Source organism: Lysobacter sp. F6437, assembly GCF_052547215.1.
In genome coordinates, this window is record NZ_JBQWRB010000001.1 from 1,275,733 (window position 1) to 1,298,911 (window position 23,179).

Genomic DNA, 23,179 nt, shown 5'->3' on the forward strand with positions numbered 1-23,179 from the left:
CGGAGGCTCGTGGGGAGAGGCCGCCAGTCTAGCGAGCCCGCCGCGGCGTCGCAGCCTCAGGGGTGGGCAGCAGGCCGGCGACCGAGGCTGATGCGGTCGCGCTGTTCGAGGTCGCGAACGGTTTCCACCTCCACCAGTCCGGCCGTAGCCAGCAACCCGCGCACGGCGTCGCCCTGGTCCCAGCCGTGCTCAAGCAGCAGCCAGCCGCCGGGAAGCAGGTGCGTGGGGGCGTCGGCCACGATCCGGCGGATGGCATCGAGACCGTCGATGCCGGAGGCCAGCGCGCTGCGGGGCTCGAATCGCAGGTCGCCCTCGCCCAGGTGCGCGTCGCCGTCGGCGATGTAGGGCGGATTGCTGGCGATGAGATCGAAGGTTTCGCCGGCGACCGGCGCGAACCAGTCGCCCTGGAGGAACCGCACGTTGGCCAATCCAAGCGCTTTTGCATTGGTGGCGGCGACCGCCAGCGCGTCGGGGCTGGCATCGGTGGCGACGACATCGGCGTGGGGCCGCTCATGCGCCAGCGCCAGCGCGATCGCGCCACTGCCGGTGCCGAGGTCGGCGATCCGCAACGGGCGATCGGCCGGCAGGCGCGCGAGCGCGAGTTCGACCAGCAGCTCGGTTTCCGGGCGGGGGATCAGGGTTGCGCGGTTGACCTCCAGGTCGAACCGCCAGAAGCCACGGTGTCCGGTCAGGTAGGCGACGGGCTCGCCGGCGTGGCGGCGGGTGAGCAGGATGTCGAAGCGCGCGGCCGCGGCGGCATCGAGTTCGTCGTCGCCATGCGCGTAAAGCCAACTGCGCGGGCGATCCAGTACGTGGGCCAACAGGAGCTCGGCGTCGCCGGGCCCGAGACCTTCGCGGGCCGCACGGAGGGCGGCGTCTATGCGGGCCATCGAAAGGTGCGAATGGCAATCATGGAATGTCCTGCATCAGGGATACGCATGTTACGCGGCCCTGTGCACGGACGGCTTTTCGTAGGAGCGGCTTCAGCCGCGATCGGGGGCCGGCGCGGGCGAACGACTATCCGACCGCGGCTGAAGCCGCTCCTACAACGGCTCGGAGCACCACGGCCGGACGGGGCGACTGGCGCCCCGTCCGGTCCGATCAGTACTCGATCGGCTGGTCGGCGCGGGCGGCCTTGGCGGCGGCGCACAGGCCGATCGCCTCGACGCGCTGCTTCAGGTCCAGCGGACCGCCTTCGATGGTTTCCATGCGTTCGCCGAAACGCGTCTGCAGCGCGGCGGCGTCCTCGACGCTGCACATCCCCGCGGCATAGGCGCTGGCGATCGCCGAACCACCCGGGTCGAGTTTGGCCTGCAGGGCGTCGTAGTTGGTTTCCAGCCACTCGCGCAGCCCCGGGCGCAGTTCTTCCTCGCCGGCCTGGCTGAAGATCACCGAGAAGATCTCGTTGAGCCGCAGCAGGCCCGGCTCCAGCACGAAGCCGCGCGCGCGGGCCGCCAGCGCCGGGTCGGTGACGCTGCCCATCGCGCCGAGCATCTCGCGCCGGATCACGGCGTCGTCGCTGGCCCGCAGGTGCTTCTCGGCAAGGTCGAACGCCGCCTTGCCGCCGTCCTGCACCGCAACGCTGACCGCGGTATCGCGCAGGTCCTGTGGGACCGCGTCGGCATGCAGCTCACCGTCACCACCGAGACCGAGCACGGTGTTACCGCGCTGGACGAAGTCGGCACGCACCGCCGGGTCCTCCACGCCTTCGGCGAAGTAGCCGATCAACTGGCTGCGCAGCAGGCGATCGTCGTCGCTCTCGCCATCCTTCGGTGCCATCCCGAGCGCCTGCAGGCGCGGGCGGTAGATGTCGGCGAAGTGCGCGCGAAGTTTCGTGCGCTCGGCTTCGTCCTCGATCAGGTAGTCGTTGATCCAGTCGAAGGTCCACATGCCGGCGGTCGCGGTCTGGCGCGAGTCGGCGGTGGCGAACTGCGGCAGCGCCGCGATCATCTGCGAGACGGTCAGGTCACCGGCGCCGTACGCCGCGGTGACCGAGTCGGCGTAGACGCGCTGCTCGCGCTCGTCGAGGTCGGCGAACGCGTCCGACAGCGACTGCTGCCACTTTGGTGCGAGCGCGAAGCGGTAGTAACCGTCGCCGTGCGCGTTCGGCATCACCCAGGCCGGGCAGCTCTGCGTGTCTTCGAGTTCGAAGCGTGCCTGCTGGCCGTCGACCAGGCCGCACTGCTCGTGCACCTCGCCATCGGCCGCGTAACGCACGCACATCGGGATGCCCCAGGTCTGCGCGGCGCTGGCGGTGGAGCCCAGCGGCAGATAGCGATTCTGGCTCAGCGTCAGCGCCGGCGACTTGCCATCGGCGCAGTCGACATCGACCTTGACCATCGGCACGCCGGGCTGGTCGATGAAGCTCAGGAACGACGCCTTGATGCCCTCGGCGTCGTCGCTCTGCGCGGCCACCGCGTCGATCAGGTCCTTGCTGGTGGCGTTGCCGCGGGCGTGCTCGACCAGGTAGTTGTGGATGCCCTTGCGGAAGTTCTCCTCGCCGACGAAGTTCTCGAACATCGACAGCACCGCGCCACCCTTCTGGTAGGTGATGCCGTCGAACGCCGACTGGATCTGGGTGAAGTCGCTGATCGGCTGGTGGATGCGGCGGGTCGACGCCAGGCTGTCGGCGCCCATCGCGCGCAGGCCGCCTTCGAGGATGTTGCGGTCGGTGTGGAAGCTCGGCTGCAGCTGGCCGGTGATCTTGTTGCCCATCCAGGTCGCGAACGCCTCGTTGAGCCACAGGTCGTCCCACCAGGCCATCGTCACCAGGTTGCCGAACCACTGGTGCGCCAGCTCGTGCGCGCTGACGCCCCAGAAGCCCTGGCGCTGGCCGACCGAAGAGTCGTCGTCGATCAGCATCAGGGTGTCGCGGTAGATGATCAGCCCGGCGTTCTCCATCGCGCCGGCGCCGAAGTCGGGAGCGGCGACGTTGTCGAGCTTGGAGAAGGGATACGGGATGCCGAAGTAGTCCTCGAGCGCGGTGACGATGACCGGGGTGTTCTCCAGCGAGTACGCCATCCGCTCGCCTTCGCCCTGCGCCGCTACACCGCGCAGCGGGATCGACTGGCCGCGGTCGCCATTGGCGGCGATGTCCGGACCCGCCGGCACGTCCCACGGACCCACCACGAACGCCAGCAGGTAGGTCGGCAACGCCTCGGTGCGGGCGTAGGTCAGCTTCTTCCACGGACCGTCGAGGTCCTCGGTCTTCTCGACCAGCGTGTTGGCGATCGCGGTGTCGGCGTCCGGCACGATCAACGTCACGTCCCACGGCTGCTTGAAGCTGGGCTCGTCGAAGCTCGGGAAGGTGCTGCGCGCGCCGATCGCCTCCATCTGGGTGACGATGTAGTTCTGGTCCTTCGGCTTGACCCGGTAGGCGCCCATCAGGTTGCCGTACGGCGCCTCGAAGGCGATCTCGATGTCGACCTTGCCGGCGGGCAGGGCCTGCGCGGCGGCCAGCTTGAGTACGCCGGAGACGTGCACCTGCTCGGCATCCAGCGCGACCCGGGTGCCGTCGGGCAGCACCGCTTCGGCGGACTTGATGTCGAGGTCTCGACCATGCATCCAGACCACGTCGGTCGGCTCGGCGACATCGGCATGGATCACCGTGCTGCCCGAGAACCGCTCCTGCGCGGGGTCGAGCTTGAGTTCGAGCTCGACCAGGGTCGGCACCACGGTGCGCGGAAGCTGGCCGGTCGGGACGGCACTGTCGGCGCTCGCGGCGGCGGGCGTTTCGGACTGGGCGGCAACGGCCGCGGTAGAGGTGGTCAACGCCAGCGCGACGGCGCAGGCAAGGTGGCGGATGCGGTGCACGGCGTGACCCCCAGGGTCGTTGGTTCAGGTGAACGCCGACGATAGCCGCCATGCACCCGGGTGCCCCATGACGATAGTCATGACCACGCCGGCTTACACCGGGCGGCCTATCGTCCGTCCGGGAAGGCGCCAGGGTTTTGATAGATGCAACCTATTGTATCGATCCCATCAATCGATTTGATCGAATCGATACCCCGGCCTACCATGGCCGCACTTTCCACCCTCCACCCCCCAACCAAGGACTGACTCAATGTCTCTGATCAACACCGAAATCAAGCCGTTCAAGGCCCAGGCATTCAAGGAAGGCAAGTTCTTCGAAGTCTCCGACGCCGATCTGAAGGGCAAGTGGTCGGTCGTGTTCTTCTATCCGGCCGACTTCACCTTCGTCTGCCCAACCGAGCTGGAGGACCTGGCCGACAACTACGCCGAGTTCCAGAAGCTGGGCGTGGAGATCTACAGCGTCTCCACCGACACCCATTTCGCCCACAAGGCGTGGCATGACAGCTCCGAGGCGATCAAGAAGATCAAGTACACGATGATCGGCGACCCGACCGGCCTGGTCAGCCGCAACTTCGACGTGATGATCGAGGAAGTGGGCCTGGCCGACCGCGGCACCTTCGTGATCGACCCGGACGGCAAGATCCAGATCGTCGAGATCAACGCCGGCGGCATCGGCCGCGATGCCAGCGAGTTGCTGCGCAAGGTCAAGGCCGCCCAGTACGTCGCCGCCCACCCGAACGAGGTCTGCCCGGCCAAGTGGAAGGAAGGCGAGAAGACCCTGGAGCCGTCGCTGGACCTGGTCGGCAAGATCTAACACGCGCCACGTAGTCCGGGTCGGTGCGGGTGGCTTGGGCGAGACCATAGGCAACATGGATGTTGCCTATGAGCCCCCATGGATGGGTTCACGGCGTGTCTCGCCCAAGCCGCCCGCGCCGGCCCGGACGCCCCCGATACCTCGGATGCTTGCATCAGCGGCCTGCGCCGTGCCGGAACGATTCCCCGCCGGCTCCCTCCCCTCGGCCCAGGCCGCTCCTGCAAGCACCCCTTCCCCGATTTCCAGTCACTGGAGCCCTTCCCATGCTCGACGACAACCTCAAGACCCAGTTGAAGGCCTACCTGGAGAAGCTGGTCCAGCCGATCGAGCTGGTGGCTTCGCTCGACGACGGCGACAAATCGCGTGAACTCGACGCGCTGCTGCACGATATCGCCTCGATGTCCGACCGGATCACCCTGCGTCGCGACGACAGCGCCGACGCGCGCAAGCCGTCGTTCGCGATCAACCGGCTCGGCACCGATGTCACGGTGTCGTTCGCCGCGATCCCGATGGGCCACGAATTCACCTCGCTGGTGCTGGCGCTGCTGTGGGCCGGCGGGCATCCGGCGAAGATCGACGAGGAACTGGCCAACCAGGTCCGCGACCTCGAGGGCGAGTACCACTTCGAAACCTTCATGTCGCTGTCGTGCCAGAGCTGCCCCGATACCGTGCAGGCGCTCAACCTGATGAGCGTGCTGAACCCGAATATCCACCACGTCGCGATCGACGGCGCGCTGTTCCAGAGCGAAGTCGAGGCGCGCGAGATCATGTCGGTGCCGACGGTGCTGCTCAACGGCGAGGCATTCGACACCGGCCGGATGACGGTCGAGCAGATCATCGCCAAACTCGACACCGGCGCCGGCGAGCGCGCGGCCGAGCAGATCAAGGCCAAGGAGGCATTCGACGTACTGGTCATCGGCGGCGGTCCGGCCGGCTCGGCGGCGGCGGTCTATGCCGCGCGCAAGGGCATCCGCACCGGCGTCGCCGCCGAGCGCTTCGGCGGCCAGGTGCTGGACACGATGGCGATCGAGAACTTCGTCTCGGTGCAGTACACCGAAGGCCCGAAGATGGCGACCGCGCTGGAGCAGCACGTGCGCGAATACGACGTCGACATCATGAACCTGCAGCGCGCGGAGAAGCTCATCCCCGCTAGCGAGCCCGGCGGACTGGTCGAGGTGCAGCTGGCCAACGGCGCGAGCCTGAAGTCACGCAGCGTCATCCTGTCCACCGGCGCGCGCTGGCGGCAGATGGGCGTACCCGGCGAGGAGCAGTACCGCAACAGGGGCGTGGCCTACTGCCCGCACTGCGACGGCCCGCTGTACAAGGGCAAACGGGTGGCGGTGATCGGCGGCGGCAACTCCGGCGTCGAGGCCGCGATCGACCTGGCCGGCATCGTCCACCACGTCACCCTGGTCGAGTTCGACAGCAAGCTGCGCGCCGACGAGGTGCTGCAACGCAAGCTGCGCAGCCTGCCGAACGTCGACATCATCGTCAGCGCGCAGAGCACCGAGGTGCTGGGCGATGGCCAGAAGGTCACCGGCCTGGTCTATACCGACCGCGAGAACGGCGGCATCCATACGGTCGAGCTGGAAGGCATCTTCGTGCAGATCGGCCTGCTGCCGAACACCGAATGGCTCAAGGGCGACGTCGAACTGTCGCCGCGTGGCGAGATCGTGATCGACGAGCGCGGCGCGACCTCGATGCCGGGCGTGTTCGCCGCCGGCGATGCGACCACGGTGCCGTACAAGCAGATCGTGATCGCGATGGGTGCCGGCTCGACCGCCGCGCTGAGCGCGTTCGACCACCTGATCCGCACCTCCGCGCCGGCGCAGCAAGCGCAAGCGGCCTGACCGAGCCGCCGACATGAACCTGCGCGACCTCCGGTACCTGCTGGCGCTGGCCGACCACAAGCATTTCGGTCGCGCCGCCGCGGCCAGCTTCGTCAGCCAGCCGACCCTGTCGACCCAGATCAGGAAGCTGGAGGAGGAACTAGGGGTCGCACTGGTCGAGCGCGCGCCGCGGCGGGTGATGCTGACCCCGATCGGCCGCGACATCGCCGAACGCGCGCGGCGGGTGATCGCCGAGGTCGACCAGATGGTCGAGGTCGCCCGCCGCAGCCAGGACCCGGAAGCCGGCACGGTGCGGCTGGGGCTGTTCCCCACCCTCGCCCCGTACCTGCTGCCGCACGTGCTGCCGGCCGTGCGCGAGCGCTTCCCGCGACTGGAGTTGCTGCTGGTCGAGGAGAAGACCGACCAGATCCTCGCCCGCCTGCGCGACGGCCGGCTCGACGCCGGTATCCTCGCCCTGCCGCTGCACGACGAGCAGTTGCACGTCGAGCCGCTGTTCGACGAACCGTTCCTGCTGGCGGTGCCACGCGGCCACGCGATGGCCCGGCAGGATTCGCTGAACCTGGGCCAGCTCGACGACCAGCACCTGCTGCTGCTGGAGGAAGGCCACTGCCTGCGCGACCAGGCGCTCGATGTCTGCCGGATGTCCGGCGCCGACGAACGCGACGGCTTCCGCGCCACCTCGCTGGAGACGTTGCGGCAGATGGTCGCTTCCGGCGTCGGCATCACCCTGCTGCCGGTGTTGGCGATACAGCCGCCGGTGCCGGTGTCGCCCGATATCGCGCTGCTGCCGTTCAAGGGCCAGCCGCCGCATCGTCGGATCGCGATGGTGTGGCGCAAGAGCTCGGCGATGGATGCATTCCTGCAGCAGTTGGCGGGTGCGTTCCGGCAGGTGCCGGCAGCGTTGCTGGAGCCGCCCAAGGTCGCCTGAAGTATCGCTCCACTGTAGGAGCGGCTTTAGCCGCGAACGGAAACCGTTCGCCCGCGCCGGCCCAGATCGCGGCTAAAGCCGCTCCTGCAAAAAAAGCCCGTGCAGCGACACACACGATCAGCCGGGGGCGGGCACCGTCCCATCCCAATCGGACGTGTCATCGGCCGCGCCCGCCGGCGAGCCAAGCTCCAGCGCATCGACCACCTCCCGCGCCTGCGGCCACGCACTGTCCGGCACGCAGACCTGGACGACGCCGAACAGCGGCAACTCCCCCATGCCGCCCAGCAGCGCCTCGCCCTTGAGGAACACCGGGAGCTCGGCCGCCTCCAAGGCATGCTTGACCAGGTGCGCGTCAATCAGGCCGGCCGCTTCGTAGACAACTTTCATCGAGGGCGTTCCGCAGCGGGGATATCGGCAGCATAGCCGCGCCCGCGTGAACCCGCGGAGGCCGGCGTATGCCGCGCCCAACCGCTAAACTGCACGACCTCCCCGCCTGCAGCCGCGCCGCATGTCCGTCACGCCAGACCCCAACGCCCCCGTCGCCCCGGATGCTCCCGTCAGGCAGGACTTCGTCCGCCAGATCGTCCGCGACGACCTCGCCAGCGGCAAGCACACGGCGGTCAAGACCCGCTTCCCGCCCGAGCCCAACGGCTACCTGCACATCGGCCACGCCAAGGCGATCTGCCTGGACTTCGGCCTCGCGGCCGAATTCGGCGGCGTCTGCAACCTGCGGCTGGACGACACCAACCCGGCCAAGGAAGACCCCGAGTACGTCGCCGCGATCCAGGAGGACGTGCGCTGGCTGGGCTTCGAGTGGAACGAGCTGCGCCACGCCTCCGATTATTTCGAGGTGTTCTACCGCGGCGCCGAGAAGCTGATCGAACAGGGCGATGCGTTCGTCTGCGACCTGAGTGCCGAGCAGATCCGCGAATACCGCGGCAGCCTGATCGAGCCGGGCCGCCCGTCGCCGTTCCGCGATCGGAGCGTCGAGGAAAACCTCGACCTGTTCCGCCGCATGCGCGCGGGCGAGTTCGCCGACGGCAGCCACACCCTGCGCGCCAAGATCGACATGGGCGCGGGCAACATCAACCTGCGCGACCCGGCGTTGTACCGGGTCAAGAAGGTGCCGCACCAGAACACCGGCGATGCCTGGCCGATCTACCCGATGTACGACTACGCGCATTCGCTCAGCGACGCGATCGAGGGCATCACCCATTCGCTGTGCACGCTGGAGTTCGAGGACCACCGGCCGCTGTACGACTGGTGCGTCGACAAGGTCGACCTCGCCCATTCGCCCGAATTGCTGGAGTCGCTGACGTCCAACGGCCTGCCGTTCGAAGCGCGCAAGCCGCGCCAGATCGAGTTCTCGCGCGCCAACCTCAACTACACGGTGATGAGCAAGCGCAAGCTGATGGCGCTGGTGCAGGCCGGGCTGGTCGACGGCTGGGACGACCCGCGCATGCCGACGTTGCAGGGCATCCGTCGCCGCGGTTATACCCCGGCGTCGCTGCGGCTGTTCGCTGAGCGCCTGGGTGTGAGCAAGCAGAACTCGCTGATCGACTTCTCGGTGCTTGAGGGTTGCCTGCGCGAGGACCTCGACGCGCGTGCGCCACGGCGGATGGCGGTGGTCGAACCGCTGAAGCTGGTGCTGACCAATTTGCCCGACGACCACGCCGAGTCGCTGACCTTCCCGAACCACCCGAAGGATGAAAGCTTCGGCAGCCGTGAAGTGCCGTTCTCGCGCGAGCTGTGGATCGAGCGCGACGACTTCGCCGAGGTGCCGCCCAAGGGTTTCAAGCGGCTGGTCCCCGGCGGCGAAGTGCGCCTGCGCGGCGCCGGCATCGTGCGTTGCGACGAAGTCATCAAGGATGACGCCGGCAACGTGGTCGAACTGCGCGGCACCCTCGACCCCGAGTCGCGCCCCGGCATGGAAGGCGCCAACCGCAAGATCAAGGGCACCATCCACTGGGTCGGCGCGCGCGATGCGGTCGAGGCCGAGATCCGACTGTACGACCGCCTGTTCTCGGTCCCGAATCCGGACGACGACAGTGATGGAAAGACCTACCAGGACCACCTGAACCCGGATTCGCGCCGCACCGTGACCGGCTATGTCGAGCCGGCCGCCGCGGACGCCGCGCCGGAGCAGGCGTTCCAGTTCGAGCGGCTCGGTTACTTCAGCGCCGACCGCCGCGACCACGCGCCTGCCCGCCCTGTGTTCAACCGCAGCGTCACGCTGCGTGACATCTGGGCGGGCAAAGCTTGAGTCCTCGAAGCCACGGAGAAGCCTGATGCCCGTCTCGCTGCTGTTCCGTTCGATTCGCCGGTTTGGCCTTCCACTGCTTGCTGCGCTGGTGCTTGCGGGCGCCGGTTGCGCGGCGCCGTCGCCCGGGAACGATCGCGCCGCTCCAGTCGAGTCGGTGCCCACGCCTGCAGCACCCGACAACGGGGTGGAGATCAACCGCAGTTGCAGCACCGACGCCGAATGCACGGTCAAGGACGTCGGCAATTGCTGCGGCCATTACCCGGCCTGCGTCAACGTCGACAGCCCGACCGACCCGGAAGGCGTCAAGGCCCAGTGCGCGAAGTCCGGCATGGCCTCGGTCTGCGGTTTCCCCGCGATCACCAGTTGCCAGTGCGTGGCCGGCGAGTGCAAGGGCAGCAACAAGGCACTGCTGGAGTAGGCGCGTGGCAATGCTGTATGCACAGATCCACCTGACGCTCCCGGCATGGGTGCACGACGTGGTCGACACCGGGCGGAGCTATCCGGGCGACGATGCCAAGGTCGAACTCGCCATCGACCTGGCGCGGCGCAACGTCGATGCGCACAGTGGCGGGCCGTTCGGTGCCGCGGTGTTTGGTCCCGACGACCGCATCATCGCGGTCGGGGTCAACCGCGTGCTGCCGCAATCCTGCTCGCTGGCGCACGCCGAAACCATGGCCTTCATGCTGGCCCAGCAACGCATCCAGCGTGCCCGGCTCAACGAACCCGAGCCAGGCGTCAAATCCGGCCCGGTGACCCTGGCGACCTCGGCCCAGCCGTGCTGCCAGTGCTACGGTGCGAGCTTCTGGGCCGGCATCGACCGGTTGCTGATCGGCGCGCGCAGCGAGGACGTCGAGGCGCTGACCGAGTTCGACGAGGGACCGCTGCCGGCCGACTGGATCGGCGAGTTGCAGCGCCATGGCATCGCGGTCGTGCGTGACCTCCAGCACGACACGGCCTGCGCGGTGTTGCGCGATTACGGCCGACTCGGCGGTCCCGGCTACTGAGGCTGTTCGAACCCAACGGGGTGATGCATGACTGTCCCGGGCAGACGCCGGCGACGGGGACGCGTATGGTCACACCGATCATCTATCGCGGCTGAAGCCGCTCCTACCCAGCGCCCCCATGACCGACGCCCTGTTTTGCTGGTGCCGCGCCGGCTTCGAACCCGAACTCGCCGCCGAACTCACCGAACGTGCCGCCCTGGCTGGCCAGCCCGGCTATGCCCGGGCCGACCGCGGAACCGGCTACGTGGAGTTCATCGGTGACAGCGCCGCGGCGCTGTCACGCGCGCTGCCGTTCGAGCAACTGGTGTTCGCGCGGCAGAAGCTGTTGCGGCTGGCCGACCTGCGCGGCCTCAACCCGACCGACCGGATCACCCCCGTGCTCGACGCGCTCAACGCGCTGGGCCCGGTCGTGCCATTCGGCGAGCTCTGGGCCGAACACCCCGATTCCGACACCGGCAAACCACTGGCCGGGCTCGCCCGCAGTTTTGGCAACGCCTTGCGGCCGGCACTGCGCAAAGCCGGCTGGCTGACCGCACAGGACGATCCCCGCCGCCCGCGGCTGCACGTGGTGTTCCTCAGCGGCCACCACATCGTCCTCGCCAGCAGCGACCCGGCCGACAGCGCCCCATGGCCGCTCGGCATCCCGCGCCTGCGCGTGAATGCCGACGCCCCGAGCCGCTCCGCGCTGAAACTCGAAGAGGCGCTGCTGACCCTGCTCGACGACGACGAACGCGCCCGCCTGCTGCGCGACAACATGCAGGCGGCCGACCTCGGCGCCGCACCCGGCGGCTGGACCTGGGTGCTGATGCGCCACGGCATGATGGTCACCGCGGTCGACAATGGCCCGTTGAAGCAGGCCCTGCTCGACAGCGGCCGGGTCGACCACCTGCGCGCCGACGGCTTCACCTGGCAGCCGCGACGCCGCCTGGACTGGATGGTCTGCGACATGGTCGAACAACCGCGCCGGGTCGCCGAGCGCATGGCCACCTGGTTCCGCGAGGACTGGTGCCGGCATGCGGTGTTCAACCTCAAGCTGCCGATGAAGAAGCGCTGGGAGGAGACCCGTATCTGCCTGGAGGCCTTCGAGCACGGCAGCCACCGCAAGCTGACCATCCGTGCCAGGCAGCTGTTCCACGACCGCGAGGAAATCACCGTGTTCGCCATGCCCAAGGGCTGAACACCGCCGTTCAGTTGCAGTCCGGCCGCGGTTCAGCCGGGAGTCCGGGTGTCTACGCGCGGTTGACTGGAAGGGGTCCAACATCGGCCCGTCACCCCTGTTGTCAACCCGAGCCCGTCACCCGTGGAGGGTCTGCAATGAACACCGAATCGATCATCCTTGACCGTCGTCCCCTGAAGGCGCACGCACTCGGCCTGGCCTTGCTGGCCACGCTTGGCATGGGCGGCAGCGCATTCGCCCAGGACGGCATGACCGAAGTGGAAGCCGAGGTCGAAGCCACCGCAGAGGCCCGCGAAGCCCTGGCTGCCGCTCAGGCCGCCCGTGCCGACGCCGAAGCGGCGCAGGACGCCGCCGTGACCGCCGGCACGATCAGCAACACCCCGGCCGCCACGGTCGACGGCGAACTGACCGCCGAGGCAACCGCCGCGATCGCCGACCAGGCCTCGGTGGATGCCCAGATAGCCGCGCAGCAGGCATCGCGGGCGGCGCAGACCGCTCTTGGCGCGAAGGCTGCGGCCGAGGACGGCGACTTGCAGGTAGGCGCCGCGATGGAAGCCCGGCAGGCTTCGGCAGACGCCGAGATGGCCGGCGCCGTCGCCGACGATGCCAACCAGGTCGCGGAGGCAGCTGCGATCGCCACGGCGCAGGCCACGACGGTTGCGCCGCAGGTGCCGCCGGTGGGCGCGAGCGGCGAAGCCGAGGTCACGTTCACTTCCAGTCCGTCCAACTCGATCGTGGGTGATTACCAGATCGATTTCGCCGCGATGGATGGCAATGGCGACGGCAACATCAGCCGTTCCGAAGCCAGTTCGAATACAACCCTGACCGCCGAGTTCATCGCGGTCGACATCGACGACAACGGTCGACTGAGCCGGTCCGAGCTGAAGGGCTGGTTGTAAAAGGTTGCAGTAGCGGTTAAACGCCGGCCGCGCGCCGCCACAGCGCCTGCGTGAGTGGTGGCAGCCGACCGGCCAGCCCGAGCAGCGGCCCGCGCAGCAAGGTGGGCACCATCGCATCATTGGAGAACAGGCGGTTGAGTCCGTCGAACGCATGTGCCGCAACGGCATTGTCGCTGCGGCACTGCCGTGCCCAGCGCTGTAATCGCTCCGGCCGTCCGACGTCGCCGTCGCGGCGGCCGGCATCGGCCAGCCGGGTCCGCAGCATGGCGACATCGCGCAAGCCCAGGTTGACCCCCTGCCCCGCCAGCGGATGCACCACGTGGGCCGCATCGCCGACGATCGCGACCCGCCCGGCTACCTGCGAGCTTGCCAACTGGCGCCGCAGCGGGAACGCCGCCCGTTTCGAGACGCTCCGCAGCGGTCCCAGCGGACCGTCGAAGGCCCGCTCCAGTTCGACCAGGAACGCCGCGTCATCGACCGCCAGCAGGCGTGCCGCCTCGGTCTCTGGCAGGGTCCAGACGATCGAGCTGCGCGGACCGCCGTCGCCCTCGGGAAACGGCAGGAATGCCAGCGGCCCGCCCGGCAGGAACCGTTGCCAGCAGGTCGACTGGTGCGGTGCGTCGTGTTCGATGAATGCGACCAGGCCGCGCTGGCGGTAATCGTGGCGATCGGCGTCGATACCGGCGAGGCCACGCACGTGCGAATCGGCCCCATCGGCCGCGACCACCAGTCGCGCGCGCAGGTGACGGCGGGCCGGGGCGATCGAGGATGGACCGGGGGCGGCGATGTTCGCAGGCGGTGTCGTAACGGCTTCGATCTCCAGGGTCGCGCTGTCGGCGTCCTGCTCCAATCCCACCACCCGGGCAGGGCAATGCACCTGTACCCCTGCGGCAGGCAGGGCCGCCCACAGGCGATCCACCAGCAACCCGTGCTCGACGATCCAGCCCAGTTCGCGCCGGGCCAGTCGATCGGCGTCGAACACGAGTTCGCCACCGCCGGCCGCATCCCACACCCGCATCGAACGGTATGGCTGGACCCGCGTCCGGCCGATCGACTCCCAGACGCCAAGGCCATCGAGCAGTGCGGCGTTGTCGGGGGCGAACGCATACACCCGCAGGTCCGGCGCGTCGGGCCGCCACGGTGGCGGCTCGCGACTTTCGACCAGCGCGACCCGCAGGCCGTCGCGGGCGAACCCCAGCGCCGCGGCCGCACCGACCACGCCGGCGCCGACCACGACCACGTCGAGTATTTCGCGGCGGCTCATGCGCCGGTTCCCGCGCCGGCGGCGGGCGTCCGGCACAACGCCGGCACGTCCCCGCGATAGCCCAGCGCGCCGCCGACCAGCGCCGACTGCACCGACGGCAGTCGATCCAGCGCGAAGAAACCGAGGCTGCGCAGCGGCCGCAGCAACCCTGCAGGGTTGGCGCTGAGCCGCGCAAGGCCATCGGAGAACTGCAAGGTGCGTTCGCGATCCTCGCGGCGCCGTGCGAGGTAGCGCTCGAGCAGCCCGGCATCGCCGCAGTCGCCCCCGCCCTTCGCATCGAGGGTCTCGGCGACCAGTTCGGCCAGGGTCAGCGCATCGCGCAGGCCCAGGTTGAAACCCTGCGCCCCGATCGGGTGGATGGTTTGCGCCGCATTGCCGACCAGCACCGCGCGCGCGGCGGTGGTCCGGCGCGACAGCACGCGTATGGCCGGATAGACGCTACGTGCGCCGCACGCGAGGAAGCGCCCGACCCGCCAGCCGAACGCGTCCTGCGCGTGTTGCAGGAAGCCGGCCTCGTCGAGGGCGGCGATTGCATCGGCGTCCGCCCGTGCAACCGCGTGGACCAGGCCGTAATGGCGGTCGCCGCGCGGCAACAGTGCGGTCGGGCCGTGTTCGCCGAGCCGCTCGTAGGCCGTGCCGTCGGGCGCGCGCTCGGCGCGGAGCCGGGTCACGAACAGGGTCTGCTGGTAGTCGTGGACGTCGGTCCCGATGCCGAGCGACTCACGCACGCCGCTGCGGGTGCCATCGGCGCCGACCAGCAAGCGCGCACGCAACACCCACTCGCCGGCGTCGTCGGCCACACGGACCGACCGCGCGTCCGTGGCATCGGCATCGGCCAACCCCAGGAACCGCACCGGTCGATAGCGCGTCAGCCGCTGCAGCTCGGCCAGCCTCGCCTCCAGCGCCTCGCCGAAATCGCGCGCGACCACCACCCGCCCGAACTCCGCACGGCCATGCCCGGACGCGCGCAACAGGCCTCGTCCGAAGTCGCCGCGCCGGCTGACATGGATGCGTTCGATCGCGCCGCCGGGCGCACGCAGCTTCTGCATCACGCCCAACGCGGTGAGGGCATTGACGGTGGCTTCGGCAAAACTCAGGTTGCGCTCGTCGAAAACCGCCGGCAATGCGCCGGGCGCCGCCGCCTCGACCAGGCCGACATCGACGCCGATGCGGTCGAGTGCGATCGCCAGGCTGGCGCCGACCAGGCCGCCGCCGACGATCAGCACGTCGTGCAGCGGAGCGGGTTGGTCGGCGGATTTTTGCGGGAAAGCCGGGTCAGCCATTGCGCTATGCTAACGGCTCCTGTCGGCCCGTATCCGAGTCACGATGAACCGTCCTGCTGCCTCCACCCTTTTCGCCGCCGGCCCACTGCTCCTGGTCGGCCTGATCGTGCTTGCCGCACTGACGCGGGTGTTGCCGCATCCGCCGAACTTCTCGCCGATCGCGGCGATCGCGCTGTTCGGTGGCGCCTATTTTGCCAACCGCAGCTGGGCGCTGATCGTGCCGCTGGTGGGCATGTTCGTGTCCGACCTGGCATTGGCCTCGCTCAATGGCGGCCTGTATGCCAGCTGGTTCAGCGGCACCGGCATCTGGCTGGTCTACGGCTGCATCGTGCTGACCACGGCGATGGGCTTCGGCATGCGCGGCAAGGTCGGCGGCGCCCGCGTGCTGGGCTATTCGCTCGCCGGTTCGGTGCTGTTCTTCCTGGTCACCAACTTCGGCGCATGGCTGGGCGACCCGATGTACCCGAAGAACGCCGCCGGCCTGGTGGCGGCCTATGCGGCCGGCATCCCGTTCTTCCAGTGGACGGTGCTGGGCACGCTGTTCTATTCGGCGATCCTGTTTGGTGGCTTCGCCGCGCTGCGCTCGCAATTGCCGGCGCTGCGCGCGCAGACGGTCTGACGGACGACGCGGGGCGTGGGCAACCGGCTCTCGAAGATCTACACCCGGACCGGCGACGACGGCACCACCGGCCTCGGCGACGGCAGCCGCGTCGCCAAGGATTCCGCGCGGGTCACCGCCTACGGCACGGTCGACGAGGCCAATTCGACGATTGGCCTGGTCCTCGCCAGCGGGCTGCCGGATGACATCCGCACCCTGCTGGTGGCGATCCAGCACCAGTTGTTCGACCTCGGCGGCGAGTTGTGCATCCCGGGCCACTCGGCGATCAGCGACGCCGACGTCGAGCGCCTCGAACAACACCTCGACGCGTTCAACGAAGCCCTGCCGGCACTGAAGGACTTCATCCTGCCCGGGGGTGGCGAAGCCGGTGCGCGCTGCCACGTCGCCCGCACCGTGGTTCGCCGCGCGGAACGCGAGACGGTCGCGCTGTCGCGCCTGGAAACCGTCCGGCCGCAGGCGGTGCGCTACCTCAACCGCCTGTCGGACCTGCTGTTCGTGCTGTCGCGCGTGCTCGCGCGTGCCAGTGGCCACGGCGAAGTGTTGTGGAACCACGACCGCCGCAAGGCCTGAACGTGGAAACGCGCGACCGGCGACGCGTGGATCCCCTTCGCCTCTACACCCATCCCGCCTGCCTTGCCCACGATCCCGGCGCGGCCCACGTCGAACGGCCAGCCCGCCTGCAGGCCGTCATCGAAGCGGTTTCCGCGGCCTTCCCGGCCATCGACTGGCGGGATGCGCCGCGTGCCAGCCGGGGGCAACTGTCCCGGGTGCACGACGACGCCCTGCTCGCCCGTGTGCTCGACACGGGGATCGCTACCGGCTCCGAACCCCTGGCGCTCGACCCGGATACCTCGCTGGGCCACGGTTCGGCCGAAGCCGCATTGCGTGCCGCCGGTGCCGGCGTCGCCGCGGTCGACGCGGTCATGGCTGGCGATGCCCGTCGGGCGTTCTGCGCGGTGCGCCCGCCCGGCCACCACGCCACCGCCACCACCGCGATGGGCTTCTGCCTGTTCAACAACATCGCCGTCGCGGCCGCGCACGCCTGCGACGCGCATCGGTTGCAACGGGTGGCGGTGGTCGATTTCGACGTCCACCACGGCAATGGCACCCAAGCGATCTTCCAGTCCGACCCGCGGGTGATGTACCTGTCGACGCACCAGTCGCCGCTGTTTCCGGGTAGCGGCGGCGCCGAGGAGCAGGGCGTCGGCAACGTGATCAACCTGCCACTGGCGCCCGGCACCAGCGGCGGGGAATTCCGGGCCGCGTGGCGCGACCGGTTGCTGCCGGTATTGCAGGGTTTCCGGCCACAGCTGCTGCTGGTTTCGGCCGGTTTCGACGGCCACCGCCTGGACCCGCTGGCACAGCTGGAGCTGGATGCGGACGATTACCGCTGGCTCACCGCCGAACTGGTCGCGGTCGCCGAACGCCACGCGCAGGGCCGGCTGGTATCGATGCTCGAGGGCGGGTATGACCTCGCCGCCCTGCGGGAAAGCAGCGTCGCCCACGTCCAGGCCTTGCTGGGCTAGCCCACCCCCGGGGGTCGTCGTCCAACGATCCGGACGCCTTCATCGGGTGCACGCAAACATGAATGCTTGGATGGCGCGGCCATGCGCCGAATTGCCGCCATCCCGGCGATGCGGCAAGCTAGCGGCCGTTTCCGCCCACCGGATGGCCGCGTGCGCAACAGCTTCCGCCTGCTCCCGTTGTCGTTGTGCATCGCGCTGGCGTTGCCGGCCCACGCCGAGGAGGATTCCGAGAACTGGGGATTGTGCCCGATCGAGGACGCCGTGCCCGCTTTCGAGGACGCACCCGTCCCCGACGCCGCGCCCGGCAGCGCCACCGCGGACCGCGCCGACCAGCCCACCGACATCGCCGGTGACGCCCTGAATGCCAGCGAGGCCGACAGCACCGTTTTCCAGGGCAACGTAGAGCTCACCCGCGGCGACCAGTTCCTTGGTACCGACAAGCTGACCTACAACAGCGACGAGGGCACCTACGTCGCCGAGGGCAGCGTGCGCTACCAGGACACCGGCATGCGGATCCTCGCCGAGCGTGCGCACGGCGACCAGGAGGCCGACGCGCACACCATCGAGGACCTGCGCTACCAGCTGATCAAGCGGCGCGGCAACGGCGGTGCCGAGCGAATCGAGCTGGAAGGCGACCAGGGCGCCCTGGTCGGCTCGACCTATTCGACCTGCCCTCCGTCGCAACGCGCCTGGGAACTGCGCGCCAAGCGCATCGACATCGACACCGCCGAAGGCCTGGGCATCGCCCACAAGGCGACGGTGCGGATCGGCAAGGTGCCGGTGCTGTACGTCCCATGGCTGATGTTCCCGATCGACGACCGTCGACGCACCGGCCTGCTGTACCCGAAAATCAAACTGTCCAGCCGCAACGGTTTCGACTGGCTGCAACCGGTCTACCTGAACCTGGCGCCCAACTACGACGCCACGCTCAATCCGCGCCTGATGACCCAGCGCGGCGTGCAACTGGGTGGCGAATTCCGCTGGCTGTACCCGGGCGGCAAGGGCACCTTCTATGGCGAGTGGATGCCCAAGGACAAGCTTCCCGAAAGGGAACCGGGACGCTACGTCGACGATCCGGAGTTACCCACCAAGAATCGTGGCAGCCTGCGGTTCAACGGCGTCCATAACGTGACTCAACATTGGGCTGCCCGGGCAAATCTCGCCTGGGTCAGCGACACCCACTACCTGGAGGACTTCAGCAACAGCCAGTACGGAATGTCGGCCTACCACCTGGCCAGTTCCGCGGGCCTGTACGGCCGCGGACGATACTGGGACTCCAGCCTGACCGTGACCCACAACCAGTTGGCGGATTACACCCTCTCCGAACGCAGCGTGCGCTACGACAAGCTCCCCCGCGCCCATCTCAATTGGGAGCAGCCACTCGGCCGCTGGTTCGAGACTGGCCTCAACGCCGAAGCCGTACGCTTCAGCCACGACATCCGCAACGAGGGCAGTCGCCTCGACCTCAAGCCGTTCGTGAGCTTGCCACTGGAAGGTGCGGGTTGGTTCATGACCCCCAAGCTGGCTTGGCGCTACACGGCCTACGAACTCGACGACAAACTCGCCGCAGCCAACGACGGTGATGCATCCCCGAGCCGCAGCTTGCCAATCGCCTCCCTCGATGCCGGGCTGTTCTTCGACCGCCAGTTCAACTTCCGCGGCGAGTCCTACCTGCACACGCTGGAGCCACGGATCTTCTACCTCAACGTGCCTTATGAGGACCAGGGCGGCCTGCCGCTCTTTGACACCCGGCCCATGACGTTCAGCTGGGGGCAGCTGTTCCGCGACAACCGTTTCACCGGAGGCGACCGCCAGGTCGACGCCAACCAACTCACCACGGCGGTTACCACCCGCCTGATCAGTCAGGAAGACGGGCGCGAACTCCTGTCGGCCAGCTTCGGCCAGATCCAGTACTTCGAGGACAGCAGGGTAACTGCAGGTTCCAGTCCGCCGATCGAGCACGGCAAGTCGGCGTGGGTCGCCGACCTTGGCGTCTCTCCAAGCGACCGCTGGAGCATCCACGCGGCCTACCAGTGGGACCCCAACTTCCGGCGCCAGGACCTGGCCAGCCTCAGTACCCGTTACCTGGTCGGCGACACCGGTGTCATCAACCTGGGCTACCGCTACCGCCGCGACCTGACCGAACAGGTCGACCTCTCGTTCCTGTACCCGGTGACGCCCAACTGGAGCGTGGTTGGCCGCTACTACTACTCGCTCGAGGACGACAAGCTGCTCGAGTCGATCGCCGGCGTGCAATGGGAAAGCTGCTGCATGGCGGTACGACTGGTCGCGCGACGCTACATCCGCGAGCGCAACGGCGACCTGGATGATTCCCTGCGACTCGAATTCGAGCTCAAGGGCCTGGGTTCGGCCGGTCAGAAATCCGAGGAAATATTGAGCCGTGCTATCCTCGGTTACGATCGTGACGATCTCTATCTCTTGCCGCCTTCTTCGGTGAACGCCGGCAACTTCGACAACTCCATCGATCCGATCCCATGAAGAAATTTCTCGCGTGTGTCCTCGCCGCCGCGCTGCTGGCTTCGCCTGCGCTGGCGCAACAGTTGCAGCCCATCGACGGCATCGCCGTGGTGGTCGACGAGGACGTGATCCTTCAAAGCGAACTCGACCGTGCGGTCGGCAACATCCGTGCCCAGTACGCCGGTCGCGCCGAGCAGTTGCCCCCGGCGAACGTGCTGGAGCGGCAGGTCGCCGAGCGCCTGGTGCTGCTGAAACTGCAGGTCGCGCGTGCCGAAGCCACCGGCGTGCGCGTCACCGACCAGGAGATCGACCAGGCCATCGGCTCGATCGCCGCGCAGAACCAGGCCAGCATCGACCAGTTGCGCGCGCAGCTCACCGCCGACGGCAGCTCGTTCAACCAGTTCCGCGACTCGATCCGCGACGAGCTCCTGGTGCAACGCCTGCGCCAGCGTTTCGCCCAGAGCCAGATTTCGGTCAGCGACGCCGAGGTCGAAGCCGCGCTCTCCTCGCAGCAGGCCAGCGGCCAGCAATTCCACCTCGCCCACATCCTGGTCGCGCTGCCGGAAGGCGCCACGCCGGAACAGATCGCCACCGCCCAGACCAAGATCGAAGGCATCAAGGCCCTGCTCGATCGTGGCGAGATGAATTTCGCCGCCGCTGCCGTGCGTTATTCCGACAGCCCCAACGCGCTGGAAGGCGGCGACCTGGGCTGGCGCGCCGCCAACGAAATCCCGGCCGCGTTCGCCGAACTGGTCAGCCAGATGTCCCCCGGGCAGGTCACCGCAGCGATCCGCGGCCCGAGTGGCTTCCAGTTGCTGCAACTGGTGGAAGCCCGGGACGCCTCGCAGGCCGGGTCGAGCATGGTCACCCAGTTCCAGGCCAGCCACATCCTGGTCCGGGTCGACGACGACACCAGCGTGGCGGAGGCCAAAGCCAAAGCCGACACGCTGCATGCCCGCATCGTGGGCGGCGCCGACTTCGCCGAGCTCGCCCGCGAATCGTCGGAAGACCCGAGCTCGCAGGCCGCCGGCGGCGATCTGGGCTGGTTCAGCCAGAACGATTTCGGCCCCGATTTCGGCAACCAGGTAGCGGCCCTCGCCGATGGCGCGGTGTCCGCGCCGTTCCGCACCCAGGCCGGCTGGCACATCGTCAAGCGCACCGCGACCCGTGAGGCCGACGTCGGCGACGACAACCAGCGTGCCCAAACGCGCGAGACCATCGGGCGGCGCAAGCTCGAGGACCAGTGGAACCGCTTCCTGCGCGAGATGCGTGGCGAGGCTTTCGTCGAGTTCCGCAACCAGGCCGAGCCCGACACAGTGCCCGCCGCCGAGCCGGCGCCCGCGCCGGCCGCCGGCGGCTGAGTGGCCCCGCCCCGGCTCGCGCTGGTCCCGGGTGAGCCGGCCGGCGTCGGGCCGGAGCTCTGCGTACGCCTCGCCCAGCAACGGCGCGACTATTCGCTGACCGCGTTCGCCGACCGCGCCACGCTGCTGGCGGCCGCCGACGTGCTGGACCTGCCCCTGCGGCTGGTCGACGCACGCGACGGTGGCGCGGCCGCCGGCGAACTGGCCCTGATCGAGATCCCCAACGCCGTGCCCAGCCGGTTCGGCCAGCCTGATCCGCACAACGCGCGTGCGGTCGTCGATGCGCTGCACCGGGGCGCCACCGGTTGCCTGCGTGGCGATTTCGACGGCATCGTCACCGGGCCGGTCCACAAGGCGGTAGTGAACCAGGGCGGCATCGCCTACAGCGGCACCACCGAGCTGCTCGCGGCGCAGGCCGGCCGCGACGTGGTGATGATGCTGGCCACCCCGACCCTGCGCGTCGCCCTGGCGACCACCCATTTGCCGTTGCGTGCGGTCGCCGATGCGATCGGCATCGAATCGCTTTCACGCACGCTGCGTATCCTGCACGCGGCGCTGCGCACCGACTTCGGCATCGCGGACCCGGTCATCGCGGTCCTTGGACTGAACCCGCACGCGGGCGAGGCCGGCCATCTCGGCCGAGAGGAAATCGAGGTGATCGAACCGGTCATTCGCGCGTTGCGAGCCGATGGCCTGGAGCTGATCGGACCACTGCCGGCCGACACCGCGTTCCTGCCGGCCCGGCTGCGCGAGTTCGACGCGGTGCTGGCGATGTACCACGACCAGGGCCTGCCGGTGCTCAAGTACAGCGGCTTCGAACAGGCCGTCAACCTCACCCTCGGCCTGCCCTACCCACGCGTCGCGGTCGACCATGGCACCGCGCTGGACCTCGCCGGCACCGGCAGGGCCGACCCGTCCAGCCTGGTCGCCGCCGCGGAAACCTGTGCACGCATCGCCAGGACGAGAGCCACCGCATGATGTCGAAGAACCGCCATCCCAGCGCCGCAACCGGGACCCGCTCCGACGGTTTCGCAGCACAGGCCAAGAAACACCTTGGCCAGAACTTCCTGCACGAGCGCACGATCATCGACAGGATCGTGCAGGCGGTGAACCCCAAGCCCGGCGACCGCCTGGTCGAGATCGGCCCGGGCCAGGGCGCGATCACCTTCCCGCTGCTCGATCGGCATGGCGCGCTGACCGTAATCGAATTCGACCGCGACCTGATCTTCCCGCTGACCGAGGCCGCGCGCGCGCATGGCACGCTGACCGTGATCCATCGCGATGTGCTCAAGGTCGACTTCGGCGCCCTGGCCGCCGATGACGACCACGACGGCGACGGAGCCCCGGCCACCGCCAGGCAGATCCGCCTGGTCGGCAACCTCCCCTACAACCTGTCGTCGCCGATCCTGTTCCATGCGCTCGAGCATGCCGACGCGATCTCCGACATGACCTTCATGCTGCAGAAGGAGGTCGTCGAGCGGATGGCCTCCGGTCCCGGCAGCAAGGTCTACGGTCGATTGAGCGTGATGCTGCAGGCCTACTGCACGGTCACGCCGCTGTTCACCGTGCCGCCCGGCGCGTTCCGACCGGCGCCGAAGGTCGACTCGGCAGTGGTGCGACTGGTGCCGCATGCGCCGGACACGATCGGCATCGAGGATCGCGCGCAGTTCGAGCGGGTCGTGCGCGACGCATTCGGCCAGCGGCGCAAGACCCTGCGCAACGCGTTGTCGCAGGTCTGCGATTCCGCCGCGATCGAAGCCGCGGGCATCCGTCCGGACGCCCGTGCCGAGCAACTGGACGTGGCCGACTTCATACGCCTGTCCAACTCACTGCCGGGCTAGCCGCGCGCCGGTTGCATCGCGCATCACCATGCGCGCTTCACCTGCCTACGTCATACACT

General features: G+C 68.7%; 20 protein-coding genes. 15 read left to right on the top strand and 5 right to left on the bottom strand.

The window, feature by feature from the left end; translation table 11 throughout:
• Window positions 1-56: 56 nt before the first annotated feature.
• Together prmC and ACT9F5_RS06045 are read right to left on the bottom strand one after the other, a co-directional pair.
• Window positions 57-890 carry a peptide chain release factor N(5)-glutamine methyltransferase gene (gene prmC / locus ACT9F5_RS06040; protein ID WP_445118989.1) on the bottom strand — a complete coding sequence of 278 codons (834 nt, stop codon included), beginning with the start codon at window positions 888-890 and terminating at the stop codon, window positions 57-59.
• Window positions 891-1,101: 211 nt separating this feature from the next.
• Window positions 1,102-3,813, bottom strand: coding sequence for a M1 family aminopeptidase (locus ACT9F5_RS06045; RefSeq protein ID WP_445118990.1), 2,712 nt, complete (start codon window positions 3,811-3,813; stop codon window positions 1,102-1,104).
• Between the two features lie 250 nt (window positions 3,814-4,063).
• Between ACT9F5_RS06045 and ahpC the strand changes: the two genes are divergently transcribed.
• From ahpC to ACT9F5_RS06060, 3 genes are all read left to right on the top strand, one after another.
• Window positions 4,064-4,627, top strand: coding sequence for an alkyl hydroperoxide reductase subunit C (gene ahpC, locus ACT9F5_RS06050; protein WP_445118991.1), 564 nt, complete (start codon window positions 4,064-4,066; stop codon window positions 4,625-4,627).
• Between the two features lie 263 nt (window positions 4,628-4,890).
• Window positions 4,891-6,477 carry an alkyl hydroperoxide reductase subunit F gene (gene ahpF, locus ACT9F5_RS06055; RefSeq protein ID WP_445118992.1) on the top strand — a complete coding sequence of 529 codons (1,587 nt, stop codon included), beginning with the start codon at window positions 4,891-4,893 and terminating at the stop codon, window positions 6,475-6,477.
• A gap of 13 nt (window positions 6,478-6,490) precedes the next feature.
• The gene (locus ACT9F5_RS06060; RefSeq protein WP_445118993.1) at window positions 6,491-7,405 is read left to right on the top strand and encodes a LysR substrate-binding domain-containing protein; all 915 of its coding nucleotides are present in this window, start codon (window positions 6,491-6,493) and stop codon (window positions 7,403-7,405) included.
• A gap of 117 nt (window positions 7,406-7,522) precedes the next feature.
• On the opposite strand, the gene ACT9F5_RS06065 is transcribed toward ACT9F5_RS06060, so the two are convergent.
• On the bottom strand, window positions 7,523-7,792 hold the full coding sequence (locus ACT9F5_RS06065) for a putative signal transducing protein (RefSeq protein WP_445118994.1): 270 nt from the start codon (window positions 7,790-7,792) through the stop codon (window positions 7,523-7,525).
• A gap of 121 nt (window positions 7,793-7,913) precedes the next feature.
• Between ACT9F5_RS06065 and ACT9F5_RS06070 the strand changes: the two genes are divergently transcribed.
• The 5 genes from ACT9F5_RS06070 to ACT9F5_RS06090 all read left to right on the top strand — a co-directional run bounded on the left by ACT9F5_RS06070 (window position 7,914) and on the right by ACT9F5_RS06090 (window position 12,748).
• Window positions 7,914-9,668, top strand: coding sequence for a glutamine--tRNA ligase/YqeY domain fusion protein (locus ACT9F5_RS06070; RefSeq protein WP_445118995.1), 1,755 nt, complete (start codon window positions 7,914-7,916; stop codon window positions 9,666-9,668).
• A 25-nt stretch (window positions 9,669-9,693) separates the two neighbouring features.
• Window positions 9,694-10,086 (top strand): hypothetical protein, encoded by a 393-nt coding sequence (locus ACT9F5_RS06075; protein ID WP_445118996.1) that lies wholly within the window; start codon window positions 9,694-9,696, stop codon window positions 10,084-10,086.
• Between the two features lie 10 nt (window positions 10,087-10,096).
• Window positions 10,097-10,672 (top strand): deaminase, encoded by a 576-nt coding sequence (locus tag ACT9F5_RS06080; RefSeq protein WP_445119502.1) that lies wholly within the window; start codon window positions 10,097-10,099, stop codon window positions 10,670-10,672.
• Between the two features lie 118 nt (window positions 10,673-10,790).
• Window positions 10,791-11,849, top strand: coding sequence for a 23S rRNA (cytidine(2498)-2'-O)-methyltransferase RlmM (gene rlmM, locus ACT9F5_RS06085; protein ID WP_445118997.1), 1,059 nt, complete (start codon window positions 10,791-10,793; stop codon window positions 11,847-11,849).
• A 137-nt stretch (window positions 11,850-11,986) separates the two neighbouring features.
• The gene (locus tag ACT9F5_RS06090; protein ID WP_445118998.1) at window positions 11,987-12,748 is read left to right on the top strand and encodes a hypothetical protein; all 762 of its coding nucleotides are present in this window, start codon (window positions 11,987-11,989) and stop codon (window positions 12,746-12,748) included.
• A gap of 16 nt (window positions 12,749-12,764) precedes the next feature.
• Here the strand turns inward: ACT9F5_RS06090 and ACT9F5_RS06095 are convergent, their stop codons facing one another.
• Complete coding sequence (locus ACT9F5_RS06095) at window positions 12,765-14,012, bottom strand: FAD-dependent oxidoreductase (RefSeq protein WP_445118999.1); 1,248 nt, start codon at window positions 14,010-14,012, stop codon at window positions 12,765-12,767.
• A complete protein-coding gene (gene ubiH / locus ACT9F5_RS06100) occupies window positions 14,009-15,295 on the bottom strand; it encodes a 2-octaprenyl-6-methoxyphenyl hydroxylase (protein ID WP_445119000.1) in 1,287 nt (428 codons plus the stop codon). Before ubiH ends, ACT9F5_RS06095 begins: the two co-directional genes overlap by 4 nt.
• 43 nt (window positions 15,296-15,338) lie before the next feature.
• Between ubiH and ACT9F5_RS06105 the strand changes: the two genes are divergently transcribed.
• The 7 genes from ACT9F5_RS06105 to rsmA all read left to right on the top strand — a co-directional run bounded on the left by ACT9F5_RS06105 (window position 15,339) and on the right by rsmA (window position 23,120).
• A complete protein-coding gene (locus ACT9F5_RS06105) occupies window positions 15,339-15,914 on the top strand; it encodes a DUF6580 family putative transport protein (protein WP_445119001.1) in 576 nt (191 codons plus the stop codon).
• 15 nt (window positions 15,915-15,929) lie between these two features.
• A complete protein-coding gene (locus ACT9F5_RS06110) occupies window positions 15,930-16,484 on the top strand; it encodes a cob(I)yrinic acid a,c-diamide adenosyltransferase (RefSeq protein ID WP_445119002.1) in 555 nt (184 codons plus the stop codon).
• Window positions 16,485-16,510: 26 nt separating this feature from the next.
• Window positions 16,511-17,440, top strand: a complete 930-nt coding sequence (locus tag ACT9F5_RS06115) for a histone deacetylase family protein (protein ID WP_445119003.1) — start codon at window positions 16,511-16,513, stop codon at window positions 17,438-17,440.
• A gap of 150 nt (window positions 17,441-17,590) precedes the next feature.
• Window positions 17,591-19,939, top strand: a complete 2,349-nt coding sequence (gene lptD, locus ACT9F5_RS06120) for an LPS assembly protein LptD (protein ID WP_445119004.1) — start codon at window positions 17,591-17,593, stop codon at window positions 19,937-19,939.
• Window positions 19,936-21,279: a peptidylprolyl isomerase gene (locus tag ACT9F5_RS06125; protein WP_445119005.1), complete on the top strand. Its 1,344-nt coding sequence runs from the start codon at window positions 19,936-19,938 to the stop codon at window positions 21,277-21,279. The genes lptD and ACT9F5_RS06125 overlap by 4 nt, the downstream gene beginning before the upstream one ends.
• Window positions 21,280-22,257, top strand: a complete 978-nt coding sequence (pdxA, locus tag ACT9F5_RS06130) for a 4-hydroxythreonine-4-phosphate dehydrogenase PdxA (protein ID WP_445119006.1) — start codon at window positions 21,280-21,282, stop codon at window positions 22,255-22,257. It begins immediately after the preceding gene.
• Window positions 22,257-23,120: a 16S rRNA (adenine(1518)-N(6)/adenine(1519)-N(6))-dimethyltransferase RsmA gene (gene rsmA, locus ACT9F5_RS06135; RefSeq protein ID WP_445119503.1), complete on the top strand. Its 864-nt coding sequence runs from the start codon at window positions 22,257-22,259 to the stop codon at window positions 23,118-23,120. Before pdxA ends, rsmA begins: the two co-directional genes overlap by 1 nt.
• Window positions 23,121-23,179: the final 59 nt, after the last annotated feature.

Coding starts and splice junctions, on each gene's coding strand:
- prmC (WP_445118989.1), bottom strand. CDS start 890: ATGGCCCGCATAGACGCCGCCCTCCGTGCGGCCCGCGAAGGTCTCGGG.
- ahpC (WP_445118991.1), top strand. CDS start 4,064: ATGTCTCTGATCAACACCGAAATCAAGCCGTTCAAGGCCCAGGCATTC.
- ahpF (WP_445118992.1), top strand. CDS start 4,891: ATGCTCGACGACAACCTCAAGACCCAGTTGAAGGCCTACCTGGAGAAG.
- ACT9F5_RS06060 (WP_445118993.1), top strand. CDS start 6,491: ATGAACCTGCGCGACCTCCGGTACCTGCTGGCGCTGGCCGACCACAAG.
- ACT9F5_RS06065 (WP_445118994.1), bottom strand. CDS start 7,792: ATGAAAGTTGTCTACGAAGCGGCCGGCCTGATTGACGCGCACCTGGTC.
- ACT9F5_RS06070 (WP_445118995.1), top strand. CDS start 7,914: ATGTCCGTCACGCCAGACCCCAACGCCCCCGTCGCCCCGGATGCTCCC.
- ACT9F5_RS06075 (WP_445118996.1), top strand. CDS start 9,694: ATGCCCGTCTCGCTGCTGTTCCGTTCGATTCGCCGGTTTGGCCTTCCA.
- ACT9F5_RS06080 (WP_445119502.1), top strand. CDS start 10,097: ATGCTGTATGCACAGATCCACCTGACGCTCCCGGCATGGGTGCACGAC.
- rlmM (WP_445118997.1), top strand. CDS start 10,791: ATGACCGACGCCCTGTTTTGCTGGTGCCGCGCCGGCTTCGAACCCGAA.
- ACT9F5_RS06090 (WP_445118998.1), top strand. CDS start 11,987: ATGAACACCGAATCGATCATCCTTGACCGTCGTCCCCTGAAGGCGCAC.
- ACT9F5_RS06095 (WP_445118999.1), bottom strand. CDS start 14,012: ATGAGCCGCCGCGAAATACTCGACGTGGTCGTGGTCGGCGCCGGCGTG.
- ubiH (WP_445119000.1), bottom strand. CDS start 15,295: ATGGCTGACCCGGCTTTCCCGCAAAAATCCGCCGACCAACCCGCTCCG.
- ACT9F5_RS06105 (WP_445119001.1), top strand. CDS start 15,339: ATGAACCGTCCTGCTGCCTCCACCCTTTTCGCCGCCGGCCCACTGCTC.
- ACT9F5_RS06125 (WP_445119005.1), top strand. CDS start 19,936: ATGAAGAAATTTCTCGCGTGTGTCCTCGCCGCCGCGCTGCTGGCTTCG.
- rsmA (WP_445119503.1), top strand. CDS start 22,257: ATGTCGAAGAACCGCCATCCCAGCGCCGCAACCGGGACCCGCTCCGAC.